The 14327-nt window shown below is 67.6% G+C and carries 10 protein-coding genes; 5 read left to right on the top strand and 5 right to left on the bottom strand.

Features of this window, described 5'->3' with window-relative positions; all coding sequences use genetic code 11:
* A complete protein-coding gene (locus BMX32_RS06785; RefSeq protein ID WP_089976014.1) occupies window positions 1-1209 on the bottom strand; it encodes an efflux RND transporter periplasmic adaptor subunit in 1209 nt (402 codons plus the stop codon).
* A gap of 195 nt (window positions 1210-1404) precedes the next feature.
* On the opposite strand from BMX32_RS06785, the gene BMX32_RS06780 reads away from it, so the two are divergent.
* Together BMX32_RS06780 and BMX32_RS06775 are read left to right on the top strand one after the other, a co-directional pair.
* Window positions 1405-2394 carry a LysR family transcriptional regulator gene (locus BMX32_RS06780; RefSeq protein ID WP_089976012.1) on the top strand — a complete coding sequence of 330 codons (990 nt, stop codon included), beginning with the start codon at window positions 1405-1407 and terminating at the stop codon, window positions 2392-2394.
* Window positions 2395-2523: 129 nt separating this feature from the next.
* The gene (locus tag BMX32_RS06775; protein ID WP_089976009.1) at window positions 2524-3633 is read left to right on the top strand and encodes a serine hydrolase domain-containing protein; all 1110 of its coding nucleotides are present in this window, start codon (window positions 2524-2526) and stop codon (window positions 3631-3633) included.
* A 43-nt stretch (window positions 3634-3676) separates the two neighbouring features.
* Here BMX32_RS06775 and BMX32_RS06770 read toward each other — a convergent pair whose 3' ends face one another.
* Both BMX32_RS06770 and BMX32_RS06765 read right to left on the bottom strand, forming a co-directional pair.
* A complete protein-coding gene (locus tag BMX32_RS06770) occupies window positions 3677-5233 on the bottom strand; it encodes a winged helix-turn-helix transcriptional regulator (protein ID WP_089976005.1) in 1557 nt (518 codons plus the stop codon).
* Between the two features lie 6 nt (window positions 5234-5239).
* On the bottom strand, window positions 5240-6034 hold the full coding sequence (locus BMX32_RS06765) for an undecaprenyl-diphosphate phosphatase (protein ID WP_211664181.1): 795 nt from the start codon (window positions 6032-6034) through the stop codon (window positions 5240-5242).
* A 157-nt stretch (window positions 6035-6191) separates the two neighbouring features.
* Here BMX32_RS06765 and BMX32_RS06760 point away from each other — a divergent pair, with 157 nt between their 5' ends.
* From BMX32_RS06760 to BMX32_RS06750, 3 genes are read left to right on the top strand one after another with little or no spacing between them, the layout of a single operon-like run.
* Window positions 6192-7709 (top strand): efflux transporter outer membrane subunit, encoded by a 1518-nt coding sequence (locus BMX32_RS06760; RefSeq protein ID WP_170843580.1) that lies wholly within the window; start codon window positions 6192-6194, stop codon window positions 7707-7709.
* Window positions 7706-9100: an HlyD/EmrA/EmrK family protein gene (locus BMX32_RS06755; RefSeq protein ID WP_089975997.1), complete on the top strand. Its 1395-nt coding sequence runs from the start codon at window positions 7706-7708 to the stop codon at window positions 9098-9100. Before BMX32_RS06760 ends, BMX32_RS06755 begins: the two co-directional genes overlap by 4 nt.
* Before the next feature lie 21 nt (window positions 9101-9121).
* On the top strand, window positions 9122-10651 hold the full coding sequence (locus BMX32_RS06750; RefSeq protein ID WP_244511440.1) for a DHA2 family efflux MFS transporter permease subunit: 1530 nt from the start codon (window positions 9122-9124) through the stop codon (window positions 10649-10651).
* A gap of 116 nt (window positions 10652-10767) precedes the next feature.
* Here BMX32_RS06750 and acpA read toward each other — a convergent pair whose 3' ends face one another.
* A complete protein-coding gene (gene acpA / locus BMX32_RS06745) occupies window positions 10768-12453 on the bottom strand; it encodes an acid phosphatase (RefSeq protein WP_089975991.1) in 1686 nt (561 codons plus the stop codon).
* Window positions 12454-12493: 40 nt separating this feature from the next.
* On the bottom strand, window positions 12494-14308 hold the full coding sequence (locus BMX32_RS06740) for a family 43 glycosylhydrolase (RefSeq protein WP_089977063.1): 1815 nt from the start codon (window positions 14306-14308) through the stop codon (window positions 12494-12496).
* Between the last annotated feature and the right edge of the window lie 19 nt (window positions 14309-14327).

Genomic DNA, 14327 nt, shown 5'->3' with positions numbered 1-14327 from the left:
TCAGTCCTGGTTCTGCGCCACGCTGTCGATGCCGGCCGGACGCGACGCGACATTGCGCGCGTTGTCGGGCACCAGCGACGCCATGGCGACACGCTTCGCATTCACTTCCACGCCCGGGCGCACGCGCTGCAGGCCGTTCACCACGACGACGTCGTCGGCATTGAGGCCGGTATCGACCACGCGCAGGCCATCGACCAGCGCGCCCGTGGACACGCGGCGGTATTCGATCTTCTTGTCCTTGCCGAGCACGTAGACGAACTTGTTGCCCAGATCGGTCCCGACGGCCTTGTCGTCGATCAGCGCGCGCGGCTGGCTGTTGCCGCTGCGCAGCTCGACGCGGGCGAAGAGGCCGGGCGTGTACGCGCCATCGGCGTTCGGGAACACGGCGCGGAGACGGATCGTGCCGGCGCCTGCGCGCACCTGGTTGTCGACGAAGTCGATCTTGCCGGTGTGCGGATAGCCCTCTTCGTCGGCCAGGCCCATTTCGACATCGGGTGCACGACCGTTCTGGCGACGCAGGCGATCGAGCTTGAGGAACGTCTGCTCGTCGACGTCGAAGTAGACGTACATCGGGTCGACGGTGACCACGCTGGTCAGCGTGTCGGACGGCGTGACGAGGTTGCCCGCGGTGATCTGCGCATTGCTGACCTTGCCGTCGACCGGCGCGCGCACCTCGGTGAACGAGAGGTTGAGACGGGCGTTGTCGAGCGCGGCCTGTACCGAGGCGACCTGCGCCTTCGCTCTGGCGGCGGCGGTGTCGAGACGATCGGCCTCTTCGCGCGACACGGCATGCTGTTCGATCAGTTTGGCGCCGCGGGCGGCATTGGCGTCGGCGTTCTTCGCTTCGGCCTTCGCCTGGGCGAGATTGGCGGCGAGGCGATCGGCCTCCGCCCGGTACGGACGCGGGTCGATGGTAAAGAGCAGGTCGCCCTTCTTCACCGCCGAGCCTTCGCGGAAATGCACCGAGTCCACGTAGCCGCTGACGCGCGGGCGGATCTGGATGGTGTCCACGGCCTGGATCCGGCCCGTGAAGGCGTTGGCGTCGGAAACCGGGCGAAGGAGGACCTGCGCCACGGTGACTTCCGGTGCCGGCGGGGCGGCGGCGGGCTCGGCGGCGTGGCTGGCGGAACTGCCGGCCGCGCTCAGCCAGAGCGCCGAGGCGACGGCGACCGCCAGGGCGGACGAGCCGAACAGGAGTTTCTTCTTCATGGGGAGGTCCTGGAGCTGGGATGGAATAGGGGTAGACGGACAGCGGGGGCGGAGCCTACGACCTCAAGTGCACTCGAGGTCAAGACGGTCCGTCGCAGGTGGCGAAATCTAGGTCTTGCCCGTCAAGCGAAAAATGGGTCTACAATCACTCCGCTTTTGCCGTGCAGTCATCAATCCAACCCTCCGGAGTCGGCGATGGAAGACTTTTCCGCTATCAGCGTTTTCGTTCGCGTGGTCGAGGCCAAGAGCTTTTCATCGGCCGCGCAGCACCTGCAGATGACCCCCTCGGGCGTCAGCCGCGCGATCTCGCGGCTGGAGGAAAGCCTGGGCGCCCGCCTGTTCTTCCGGTCCACACGTTCGCTGCGTTTGACGGACGATGGCTCCGCGTTCTATGCGCGTTGCAAGGAGATCCTGGCGGACCTGACTGAAGCGACGGAGGCGCTCGGGTACGCGAAGACGAAGCCGGCGGGCAAGTTGCGCGTCGCGGCGTCGTCCGCGGTCGGGCGTGCCGCGATCATCCCCAATCTGGCCGAATTCGAACGCCGCTACCCCGATATCCGCCTGGAACTGACGATGTGCGACTTCCCCTTCGATCTGAACGAGGAGGGTTTCGATTGCGCCATCCGCATGGGCGAGCTAGCCGATTCCAGCCTGATCGCCCGGAAGATCGGCCACTTCAGCAATGTCCTCTGCGCAGCGCCTTCCTATCTCGCCCGCCACGGCATGCCCGTGTCGATCGAGGACCTGAAATCGCACAGGACGGTGAACTTCGTTCACCCGAGCACGGGCAAGCCGTACCAGTGGCAGTTCGATTCACCGGGCGGCCGGGTGTCGGTGGACGTCGACGCGCACATGCTGATCAACGACGGCGAGTCGGTGATCCAGGCCGCCATCGCGGGACTGGGCGTGATCCAGGCGCCCCATTGCCTCGCGGCAACGGCGCTGGACAAGGGGCTGCTGCAGATCATCATGACCGACACGATCTCCACGGGCTCCAACCTGTGGATCGTCTACCCGCAGAAGCGCCACCTGTCGGCCCGCGTGCAGGCCTTCATCGAGTGGACCAGCGAGCTGTTCACGCGGACCAGCGATCCCCAGTGCAAGATCGTGGAGAAGCAGCAGGCCGAACTCGCCCGTCTGCGCATGGCGAAGGCGGAAGAACAGCCGATCGCGGCCGTGGCCTGAGCGCTTCGCGGCAGGAGCCAGCCTGCTGGCTCCTGCCCGACATGCCGCCCTTCATCATTCTTCATCCCGATTTCAGGCGCTTCACGCGGCCCTATGGCCGACTCGGATCTCCCACTACGGAGACCCGCCATGCACCGTCGCATCCTGATCCTCGCGCTGTCCCTCGCCGCGCTTCCCGCCGCCGCCCGTTACGAACCGCCGAAGGCCGGCGACGATGGCTGGGCGGTTGCCGATGCCGGTAAGGCCGGCTGGAACACGACCCTCCTCGATACCCTCGACCGCAAAGTCGCCGACGGCACTTACAAGAAGATCACCAGCGTGGTCGTGGCCGATCACGGACGCCTGGTTTACGAGCGCTACTTCAATGGCGGTTCGGTGGACCTGCTCAACGACGTCCGCTCGGCGACGAAGAGCGTCACGGCGATGCTGGTGGGCGCCGCGATCCAGCGCGGCGCCATCCGCGACGTGAAGGCGCCGGTCTACGCGTTCTTCCCCGAGGTCCGTATCGCCCGTCCCGATCCGCGCCTGGCGGGCATCACGCTGGAAGACCTTCTCACGATGAGCTCGATCTGGGAATGCGACGACGAGAATCCGTTCTCCTCGGGCAACGAGGAGCGTATGTACGTCACCGAGCGCTGGCTCGACTTCGCACTGAGCCTGCCGATACGTGGCTATGCCCCGTGGGTGAAACGCCCCGCCGACTCGCCGCACGGACGCGCCTTCGCGTATTGCACGGTCGGCAGCTTCGTCGCGGGCGCCGTGGTGGAGCGCGCCACGAAGCTGCCCCTCGCGACGTTCGCGCACGACGCACTGGAGTCGCCGCTCGGCATCCGCCGGGTGCAGTGGAATACCTCCAGTGAAGGCATCGGCATGGGCGGCGGCGGCACGCGCTACCGCTCGCGCGATCTCGCGAAACTGGGACAGCTCGCCGTGGACGAGGGTCGGTGGAAGGGCACGCAGGTGCTTCCGGCCGGCTGGGTGCGCGCGATGCTCACGGTGCACGCGGAAGCGCGCGACGACGCGGACTACGGGTACCAGTGGTGGCAGTTCCGCTTCCCCGTGCATGGCGTGGAAACGGGGGTCTGGGCGATGAGCGGCAACGGTGGCAACTACGTCTTCGTGCTGCCGGAGCGCGGCCTCGTCGCGGTGGTCACGAGCCAGGGGTACAACCAGAGCTTCGCCCACCCTCAATCGCAGGGGATCTTCCGCGATATCGTGCTTGGGGCGTTGCCGCGTTGAGCGTTTCGGTGGGAGCCAGCAGGCTGGCTCCCACCGAAGCGGTTCAACGAGGCAGCACGGTCCTGAGCTCTTCCGGGCACCACGGCGCTTCCAGCACCCGTTGCCGGTCGGCGGCGACGCGTCGCGCGATCGCATCCAGCACATCGGCGAAGCCCGGATCGTCGTGCAGCGATGCAAACAGAGGCGAGACGCGCAGATAGGCCGCGTCTCGCCACCCCTTGTCCACGGCGTCCGACAGCGCCCCGACGGCTCCCGGTCTGTCGGCATCGGCAAGCAGCAGGAGCGCCAGTTCGAGCCGGCTCGACGCCCACGGATCGTCACGAAGGGCCGCCCGCGTCGTCGCGATCCGCTCGCGCAACCAACGCGGGTCCACCGGATGCTCGCCATACAACGTCTCGAGCGTGACCGGTAGCGAGGCGTCCGGTCGCAGCCGCTTCGCTTCCGCGAATGCTCGCAAGGCCGCCGCACGGTCGCCCCGCAGCAGCGCGATTTCGCCGTCGAGTTGCGCGAGCTCCGCCCGCGCGGTGCCGCGGGAACGCGCGTCGTCGATCGCACGGCGGGCCTCGTCCAGCCGACCTTGCGAAAACAGGAACGCGGGCCATCCGATGTTGCCGAACACGTTGTCGGGCGAGAGGTCGAACACGTGGCGATAGCGTGCCTCGGCCTGCGCGGGGAATCCGAGAAGCTCGTATTCGCGAGCGACCTGCACCTCGCGAAACCGGACGCGCGCTGGATCGCCGCGCATGTCGACGTTCGCGTGCAGCGCATCGGCGAGCCGGCCCTGCTCCTGATACAGATAGGCGGCGGAAGCGCGGCTCGCGTCGTCGCCCGGCTCGAGCCGCACGGCGCGTTCGTAGCCGTTGATCGCGCCGGCGATATCGCCGAGGCAGTCGCGCGCGTAGGCGAGCGTCGACCACGCCTTCGCGCTGTCGGGGTGCGCGGAAACCGCGCGCGTGGCGAGCTTCAGGGCGTCCCGCGCGTCGTGCGGGCCGGTGTTGTAGAGACAGGTACGCGCCGAGCGCGCACGGCTCGCGCCGGTGAGCGCGTCGACATCGTCGGGCGCATCGCGAAGCGCGCGGTCGAACAGCGCCAACGCGCGTTCGTTGTTGTCGCGCTGGCCCATGGACGCGTACCAATGGGCGCGCTCGATCAACTCGCGCTGCACCGTTGGCGCGGGTCGCTGGTCCTGGGCGAGGAAACCGACGCCGATCGCCGCCGCCGCGAGCACGCACACGGCGGCTACGGCCGGCCACAGGTGCCGTAGCCGGGGCTCGTCGACGGCGAGAGGCACTGGCGGCGCGCCGAGCTGATAGCCGCGGGCGCGGACGGTGCGCACGTAGCGCGGCTGCCGCGCGTCGTCACCCAGCGCCTGTCGTAGCAGCCGGACGCGCTGGGTCACGGTTTCTTCGTTGACCACCGCGGGCGCCCAGACCGCCTCCATCAGTTCGTCGAAACCGACCACACGATCCGCGCGCTCCATCAGGCAGGCGAGCAGCCGGAAGCTGAGTCCGGAGACGTCGAGCGGCTGACCGTTCCGCTCGACCCGCTGGCGCGCCGTGTCGATCGTGAGGTCGAGCAAGCGATAGCGGGTCGTTTCCATGGCGGATCAGCCGCCGGCGGGCAGGAGCAGCAGGAGCGCGATGCCCAGCACGATGCGATAGACGGCGAAGGCCGTGAAGCGATGCGAGCGGATGTAGCCGAGCAGCCACTTCACCGCCACGAACGCGACGACCGTGGAAACCACGAACGCGATGCCCAGCCCACTCCAGTCTTCGCCGGCGGCACCGCCGTGCGTGAACGTCTTGAGCAGCTCGTAGCCCGTCGCGGCGTACATGGTGGGGATGCCCACGAGGAACGCGAACTCCGTGGCGGCGGCGCGGTTGTTGGTACCCGCCAGCATCGCGATGAAGATCGTGGCCGCCGAGCGCGACGTGCCGGGGAAGATGCCGGCGACGATCTGCGCCAGACCGACGAGGATCGCGACCTTCCAGGTGATCGCCGCGCGCTCGGGGCGCTTCTCCGCGACCTTCTCGGCCACCATCATCCAGATGCCGCCGGCGATGAGCGCCCACGCGATGGGAGTGACGGTCTCGGGCAGCTTGAAGCCGAGTTTGGCGACGACCAGGCCGAGCACGGCCGTGATGAGGAATGCCACGCTGAGCTTGGCGAGGTAGTCGCGCGTCTCGGGACGCCGCCAGTTGATCGCGAAACTCCACAGCGTGCGCCAGTAGATGAACGTGACCGCGAGGATCGCGCCGGCCTGGATGGCGACGTTGAAGAGGTCGGACCGCGCACCGAGCCAGCGTTCGGCGATGAGCAGGTGCCCGGTGCTGGAGATGGGCAGGAACTCGGTGATCCCTTCGACGATGCCGAGGAGGATGGCGCTGAGCAGATCGTTCACGTGGCGGGGATTCCAGTGGGGGACGACGGCATAGCTTAGCCGCTGAGCCCCCCGCGCCGTCACGCGATGCCCACGGCGGGCGCTGATAAGGTCCCGAAGACGTGACGGAGCGCGCATGCGACCGCCCGATTCGCAAGAACTTCCAGAGTGTTTCGCCATGGCGTATTCCTTTCCAACGCCGTGCCGCCGATGCCGTGGCCTGCGAGGCATCGTCGTCGCCACGGCGCTGTTGCTCGGCGCATGCGCGCCGCCGGTTCGTCCACCCGCCTTCGTGCCGCGTGACGAGGCGCCGCTCGCCGGTCTGCCCGGAGGGAAGTCCGGTTGGCCCGCGAGCGAATGGTGGCGGACCTGGGCCGATCCGCAGCTCGACCGCATCGTCGGCCTCGCCATGCGCGGTTCGCCCGACATGGAGCAGGCCGAGGCGCGCTACCGGGCCGCGTTGCGGGCAGTGGACAGCGCGAAGGCAGAGCTGAATCCCCAGGTCCGCGGCCTCCTGAGCGGCAGTCACGGCTATAGCGACGTCACGGTGCGCGGCGAGGTGCCAGGCGCTGCCGGCAACGCGCAAGGCTTCCAGCTCGATCCGGGTAACCGCTGGAGCAACAGCGGCGCGGCCGGCGCGCTCGCCACCTGGGACCTCGATCTCTGGGGCAAGCAGAAAGACGCGGTGGCGGCCGCCGTCGGACAGGCGCGCGCGGCGGAGGCGGAACGCGCGGCGGCGGCCACGTCGCTGCAGTACAACGTCGTGAACACCTATTACGACTGGCAGGCGCAGCAGGCGCGGCTGGCGATCGCCCATCACGCGGCCGCGAGTGCCGCGCAGTTCCGCGAACTCGTGGCGCTGCGCGTGCGCGGCGGTCTGGACGATCCCTCCACGCTCGATCAGGCCGATGGTCGTCTCGCGCAGGCGCGGCTGGCCGTCGCGCAGCTCGACGGCAGCGCGCAACTCGACGTGGTGCAACTCGCCGCGCTGGCCGGCGTGTCGCCGGACGGGCTCGGCGAGCTGCGGCCGTTGCCGCTACCGGCGGCCGACACCAGCCTGCCGGCGGACGCGAAGCTGGGCCTGCTCGCCCGTCGTCCCGATATCGCCGCCGCCCGCTGGCAGATCGAGGCGTCGGCCAAGAACATCGACCAGGCGCGCAAGGCTTACTACCCCGACGTGAGTCTCACGGGCCTCGGCGCGTTCCTCCGCACGTATCCCGACCTCGGCTCCGGCACGCGCACCGACCTGGCACTCGGCAACATCGGTGCGTCGGTGCAGTTGCCGATCTTCAGTGGCGGTCGGCTGCGCGCGCAGTACGAAGGGGCGCAGGCGCAGCTCGACTCGGCCATCGCGCAATACGACGCGGCCGTGGTGCAGGCGGCCGGCCAGGTGGCACAAGGCGTCGCCACGCTGGAGACGCTGGCGCGACAGCGCTCGCAGGTGGATGCGCAATTCGACGCCAGCGCGGCGCAGAAGGCCAAGGCGGCGGACCGGCGCTCGAAAGGTCTGATCGACGACCGCACCTGGCTCGACGCCGACATGCAGCTCGACCAGCAACGCGACGCGCGACTGCAACTCGCCAGCCGCACGCTTTCCGCCCATCTCTCCCTCATCCATGCGCTCGGCGGCGGCTACCGCGCCGACGGGCTGCCCGACCTCCCGGCCGCGAACGACGGCAAGGAATCCACGCGATGACCCCGAACGACGACGAGACGCGCGAACCCCGCGAAGGCGCCGAGACGCCGCAGCCGTACAAGTATCGCTACAAGTATCTGCACAAGTACGGCGACGCACCCGCTGGAAGTGCGCGCGACGACGACGGCGACGACGGAAAGCACGATGACCCGCGCGACGACGCGAAGGAAAAGAACAAGGAAACAGAGGAAAAGCAGGACGACAAGGACGAGAAAGACGATCCGAAGGCGAAGCGCCGGAAGGTCATCGTGCTCTCCGTCATCGCCGCGGTGTTCCTGCTCGCCGGTCTCGCCTGGCTGCTGCTCTACCTCTTCGTCTTCTCGCAGCGGGAAACCACCGACGATGCCTACGTCAAGGGCGACATGGTGACGATCTCCTCGCGTGTCGCCGGCACGGTGGTGGAAGTCGCCGTGGAAGAAACCGATCGCGTGCATGCCGGCCAGGTGCTCATCAAGCTGGATCCGGTGGACGCCGGTGTGACCCTGATGAACGCGGAAGGCCAGCTCGCGCAGGCGGTACGCGAGGCGCAGGCGCGTATGCAGCAGGCGAATCAGGCCGACGCGGCGATTCCGCAGCGTCGCGCGCAGTACGAACAGGCGCGCGATGAGTACAATCGACGCCACCCGCTGCTCGAGCGTCGCGCCGTGTCCGCCGAGGAAGTGGATACCGGCAGGCGCCAGATGCAGCAGGCGCTGGCGGCGCTGCAGGCGGCCCAGCGCGAAGCCGCCGCGGCGCACGCGCAGGTGGACGGCACGACGGTGGAAGATTATCCGGCGGTGGTGCAGGCACGCGCGCAGTTCCGCAACGCATGGGTCAACAGCGGTCGCAATGCGATCGTGTCGCCGATCGAGGGCTACGCGGCGCGGCGGCAGGTGCAGGTCGGCCAGCGGGTGCAGCCGGGCCAGGATCTCCTCACGGTCGTACCGTTGTCGGATCTGTGGGTCGACGCGAACTTCAAGGAGACGCAGCTGGAACACATCCGCATCGGCCAGCCGGTGACGATCAGCACCGACATGTATTCCGACGTCGAGTACCACGGCAAGGTCGCCGGCCTCAACGCGGGTACCGGCAGCGCGTTCTCGCTGCTGCCGGCGGAAAACGCCACCGGCAACTGGATCAAGGTGGTGCAGCGCCTGCCGGTGCGCATCGCGATCGACGCGGAAGACCTGCGACGCCATCCGCTCCGCGTGGGGCTGTCGACCGACGTGAACATCGACACGCACGACCGCGACGGAAAGGTGCTCGCCGAGACGCCGAGGACGAAGCCGCTGTCGGTCACCAACGTCTACGAGAAGGAAATGGCCCGCGCGGACGAACGCGCCCTGGAAATCATCCGCGCCAACACGGTCGACGACACGCCGGCCCCTGTGCCGGCACGGCGCGGTAGCTGACCGATGGCCGGCGCGGCGCAGATGCAGGCCAGGCCCCCGCTGAAGGGTGGCGCGCTGGCGCTGCTCACGGCGGGTGTCGCACTCGCGACGTTCATGGAGGTGCTCGACATCTCCATCGTCAACGTGTCGGTGCGCACCATCGCGGGCAATCTCGGCGTCAGCAGTAACGAAGGCACGATGGCGATCAGCGCGTACTCGATGGCGAGCGCGGTGATGCAGCCACTGACCGGCTGGATCGCCAGGCGCTTCGGCGAGGTGCGCACCTTCGGTATCTCCGTGCTGCTCTTCGTGGTCTTCTCGGCGATGTGCGGCCTGGCGCAGAGCATGCCGATGCTGATCGTGTTCCGCCTCCTGCAGGGCGCGGTCTCGGGTCCGATGGTGCCGTTGTCGCAGACGCTCCTGCTCAACAACTACCCGGTCGCGAAACGGCCCATCGCACTCGCGCTATGGGCGATGACGGTGGTCGTGGCTCCCGTGTTCGGCCCGATTCTCGGCGGCTGGATCACGGACAACTACCACTGGTCGTGGATCTTCTTCATCAACATCCCGGTCGGCATCTTCGCGCTGGTCATTACCTACGCACTCCTGCGCGACCGCGAATCGAAGACCGCGAAGCTGCCCATCGACGCGGTGGGCCTGTTCCTGCTCGCGGTGGGTGTCGGATGTCTGCAGTTCATGCTCGACAACGGCAACGACGACGACTGGTTCACGTCGACCAACATCGTCGTCCTGGCGATCGTCGCCGTCGTGTGCCTCACGTTCCTCGTGGCGTGGGAGCTGATGCACAAGCATCCGGTGGTGGAGCTGCGCCTGCTCACCAAGCGAAACTTCTTCGTTGGCGTGCTCTGCCTGTCGCTGGGCATGTTCGCCTTCTTCGGCGGCACCGTGGTGATGCCCATGTGGGTGCAGGAGGTGCTTGGCTACACGGCCACGTGGGCGGGATTCGTCGTGGCACCCATCGGCCTCCTCGCGATCGTGATGTCGCCGCTCGTCGGCGCGTTCCAGAACAGGTTCGACCTGCGACTGCTGAACACCATCGGCTTCGCGATCTTCGCGGCCGCGTCGTTCTACATGTCGACGTTGAGCACGAACGCACCGTACGGCGAGCTGGCGCTGCCACGACTATGCATGGGCGCGGGTGTGGCGTTGTTCTTCGTGCCGGTGAACCAGATCATCCTGGCGGGTCTGCGCGACGACCAGGTTGCCAGCGCCTCGGGCCTGTCGAACTTCTTCCGCACGCTGGCGGGGAGCATCGCCACCGCGGTCAGCACCACCATGTATTCGCACCGCACGACGTATCACCACGCCGTGCTCTCCGAAAACGTGACCGAGGGCGGCCGCGCGACCACCGAGTACCTCGATCGCCTGCAGACCTTTGGCGCGCAGGGGCCGACGGCGAACGCGGCACTCAACCGCATCGTCGACATGCAGGCCGCCACGCTCGCGGTCAACGACGTGTTCTGGGTATTCAGCCTGATGTTCGGTATCGCGATGATCGCCGTATGGTTCGCGAAACCGCCGTTCGCGCCGGGCGGCACCGGCGGGCACTAGCCCAGTGCGGGCGCGCTCGCGGCAAGCCCCATCGCGGCCAAGGCCGCTCCCACACGAGCACGAACCCGCCCTGTGGGAGCGCGCTCGCGGCGAGCCCCATCGCAGCCAAGGCCGGATCAGGCGTGAGTGGGAAACACCAGCGTCTCGGTCAGGTCGCCCGGTGCCGGACCACCGGCCGCCACCATCGCCTCTTCACGCATCGTGAGGCCCGGCAGCTTTTCAAGCCCGAAGCGTCGCGTCACGAAGCGCGCGATGGAGCCGGTGTCGTAGATCGTATGCTCCACGTGACCCTTCTTCGCGAACGGCGAGATCACCAGCGCGGGAATGCGCGTGCCCGGACCCCAACGGTCGCCCTTCGGAGGTGCGACGTGGTCCCACCAGCCGCCGTTCTCGTCGAACGTGACGACCACCAGCATGTTCTTCCACTGCGGGCTCTTCTGCAGCGCATGCACGACGTTGGCGATGTGGCGATCGCCGGCTTCGACATCCGAGTAGCCGGCATGCATGTTCAGGTCGCCCTGAGGCTTGTAGAACGTGACGGCCGGCAGCTTCCCGGCCGCGACGTCGGCGAGGAATCGGTTCGTCTTCGGCGTTTCGCCGAGGCCACCATCGCGCAGATGAGCCTTGCGAGCGTCGGTCCCGGGCGCGAGCGATGCGAAGTAATTCAGCGGCTGGTGATGCGGCTGGAAATTCGGCGTCTGCGGGAAACTGCCGTCGTCGCCATCGCCCTTGCCGTCGAGCGCCGCCTGGAACGCACCGCCGTACCACGCCCAGTCGACGTGCTTCGCCGAAAGCATGTCGCCGATGTGCTTGTGCGTCTGCGCCACCAGCGTGTTCGGGCTCGTCGCATCGGCGAGCAGCGGGTTTTTCCGGTCGACGTTGAAGCCGGGCGAGTACGGCGGGCCGATCGTGTTGACGGCGTAGAAGTCGGGCGTGAGCGTATTGTGGTGCGCGAACTTCGGCTTGCCGTCCATCGCGCTCTTCGGCGAATCGTCCGCCATCTTCAGGCGGAAATCCGTCGCTTCGCCACTCTCCGTCACCGCGATGTTGAACTGCGCCGGGCTCTTGTCCGCATCCGGATAGAGCGGCGGGCGCGCCGCCACGAGGTACTGGTGATTGAGAAACGAACCACCGAACGCGCCCATGAAGAAGTTGTCGCACAGCGTGAACTGCTCGGCCAGCCGCCAGAGGCGCAGGTGGACCGGCGTGCTGGCATAGTGGCCCATCGTCAGCGCACCGTTGTCGCCCCAGGCGACGAAGCCATCGTTCCTGCCGCCGTTGATCTGTAGCTGGTTGTTGTAGAACGCGTGCACGAGATCGCGCGTCACCACGCCATGCGGCAGCGGTGTACCGTCGCCGGTATGAAGCGCCCATGGCGCGTTCGGCAGGTCGACGATGTCTTTCTCGCCGATCTTGTAGGTCTTGTGATCGACGACCTGCTCGTGCGGCACCATCCCGCCCCAGATCGGCGGCAGCGTCTTCAGCGGTGTGCCGTCGCGATCGCGCTGCACGAGGCGCTCGGCCGGCACGGCGCTCAACGGCTGCTGCAGGCCGGGGAAATCACCGAAGAGGTTGTTGAAACTGCGATTCTCGGCGTAGATCACCACGACGTTATGGATGTGCTTCGCGAGCAGCGCATCGAGGGCCTTGTCGGTCGGCGCCGGCGCTGCCGTCCGTTTTCCGTCCGCCGCAGCGGCGGCGTCCACGCCACCCAGCGCGAGGAGCGCGCCGGTGGTGGCCATGCCGCCAAGGAGGCGGCGGCGCCCTTCGTCGGGCGTATCGTCGTCGTGTCTGCTGGTCATGCGAAATTCCATCGGGTGGTGCGTGGCCCCGCCCGGTTTGCTACGGAGCGATGACAACGGTCTGCGACAGCGGCGATACGCCATGCTCGTTGAAAGCTTCCACGGCCACGACGTAGCGAACGCCCTTGTTCAAGGAGCGAAGCGTAATCGATGTCGGCTGGTCCGCAAAACGCTGGTAGGTGGCGTGCAGGCGATCGGCAGCCAATCCCCAGCGCACGTTGTAGCCTACCGCGCCCTCGACGGGCGTCCACGAGATCGTCGCTTCGCGAGTATCGGCGCCCCGTTGCGCCGTGACGCCGACCGGTGCGGCGGCCGCGGGGCCCTCCGCGTTTCCGAAGATCCGCATATCGGAGATCGCAAGATGCTTCGCGCCGGCATGCCCGTGGACGTAACGCACGTAGCGCAACGACGCCGGCCGTTTCAGTTCGATGTACGCGTTGGGTCGATCGCGTGACTCGTTCGAGAGATCGGCGAGCACCTGCCAGTGCCTGCCGTCGAGGGAACCCTGAAGCACGAACCGCGTCACGATATCGGGCGCGTCACCGAACCGCTCCGACCGGTAATCGGCGTAGTTCACCTGCACGGCGCGCACGGTGGGCGTGCCGCCCAGGTCGACCGTCAACGTCTGGCCGGCCGTGTTGTCGCGCGCGACCCAGAACGAACGCGGATCCTCGTCGGTCACGGTCGACGCCGCATGGTCCGGCAGCGACGACGACGCGACCGCGGGCTTGCGATACGACAACAGCATCCAGCCGGCGAACGTGCTCTCGCCGGCGCGCAGCCTGTGGTCCGGCATCCTTTGCGGGAAGTCGCCGAAGCGCGTGTCGATCCACATCTGTCCGTCGTCGTGCCAGCCCGCGGGAAACAGGTCGATGCGACGTTCGAACGTCCAGTTCACGCCGAGCCACGCCGTGCCCGCGTTCCACGCGTTGCCGTACGCGTCTTCGAACGTCGAACCGTGGCCCGCACCCGTCACGAACCCGCCCGGCTTGTAACCGACGGGATTGTACGGCGCGTACTCGAAGGGACCGAGTGGCCCCTTGCCGACGTAGACGCCTGTGGCATACACGTTGTACTCGGTGCCGGGCGCACCGTACTGGAAGTAGTAACGGCCGCCGTGTTCGTTCATCCACGAGCCCTCCATGTAGGCCGGCCTGTCGCCCATGGTGTGATCGGGGCCGAAGCGTTCCCATCCATGGTTCGCCGGGTCCAAATGGATGAAGGCCTTCGGCGCAGTGGCGAAAGCGAGGCGCTTGCCTTCGCCCTCCGTCGCGCCGAGCCGCAGATCGAATTGCGCGCCGTACAGCGGATGCGTATCCGACGAACCCCAGTACAGGTACACCTTGCCGTCGACATCCTGGAACAGGCCCGGATCCCACGGCCCCGGCGCCAACGCGCCGCTCGCCACGCGCGCTCCGGTTTCGTCGTACTGCGTCGCGCCCGGTACCGGTGGAAGGAGCCGCGTCCAGAACTGCCAGCGCCCGCTCGCCGGATCCGTCGAGACCATCAGTGGCCGCGGCGAAAACGCCGACTGCATGAGGAACAGCCTGCCACCGGCGACGAGCGTCGCCGGCGCCACTTCGCTGTCGAAGGGCCAGTGATCGGGTTTCACGAAGCGCCAGTCGACCAGATCCCTCGACATCCAGTACCCGTCGGCGAGCGTCTGGAACATGAAGTACGCATAGCCGAAGCGCACGATCGCCGGATCGGCGCCGGTGCGGTACGAGATGCCCTCGTTCATCTGCTCGAAGTTGTAGCGGTAATCGATGTCGACGGGATTGGCGTACGTACGCTGCGCCGCATGGGCGGCGGTGGTACAGAACGAGAGCGCGATGGCGACGCGGATGGCTCGCATGGTCATTACCCACGGGATG

Origin of the sequence: Luteibacter sp. UNCMF331Sha3.1 (genome assembly GCF_900109915.1) — a bacterium.
In the GTDB taxonomy this organism is placed as follows: domain Bacteria; phylum Pseudomonadota; class Gammaproteobacteria; order Xanthomonadales; family Rhodanobacteraceae; genus Luteibacter.
The sequence above is the reverse complement of the archived record's forward strand: the minus strand, read 5'-3'. Positions and strand labels throughout refer to the sequence as shown.

Coding starts and splice junctions, on each gene's coding strand:
- BMX32_RS06785 (WP_089976014.1), bottom strand. CDS start 1,209: ATGAAGAAGAAACTCCTGTTCGGCTCGTCCGCCCTGGCGGTCGCCGTC.
- BMX32_RS06780 (WP_089976012.1), top strand. CDS start 1,405: ATGGAAGACTTTTCCGCTATCAGCGTTTTCGTTCGCGTGGTCGAGGCC.
- BMX32_RS06775 (WP_089976009.1), top strand. CDS start 2,524: ATGCACCGTCGCATCCTGATCCTCGCGCTGTCCCTCGCCGCGCTTCCC.
- BMX32_RS06770 (WP_089976005.1), bottom strand. CDS start 5,233: ATGGAAACGACCCGCTATCGCTTGCTCGACCTCACGATCGACACGGCG.
- BMX32_RS06760 (WP_170843580.1), top strand. CDS start 6,192: ATGGCGTATTCCTTTCCAACGCCGTGCCGCCGATGCCGTGGCCTGCGA.
- BMX32_RS06755 (WP_089975997.1), top strand. CDS start 7,706: ATGACCCCGAACGACGACGAGACGCGCGAACCCCGCGAAGGCGCCGAG.
- BMX32_RS06750 (WP_244511440.1), top strand. CDS start 9,122: ATGCAGGCCAGGCCCCCGCTGAAGGGTGGCGCGCTGGCGCTGCTCACG.
- acpA (WP_089975991.1), bottom strand. CDS start 12,453: ATGACCAGCAGACACGACGACGATACGCCCGACGAAGGGCGCCGCCGC.
- BMX32_RS06740 (WP_089977063.1), bottom strand. CDS start 14,308: ATGCGAGCCATCCGCGTCGCCATCGCGCTCTCGTTCTGTACCACCGCC.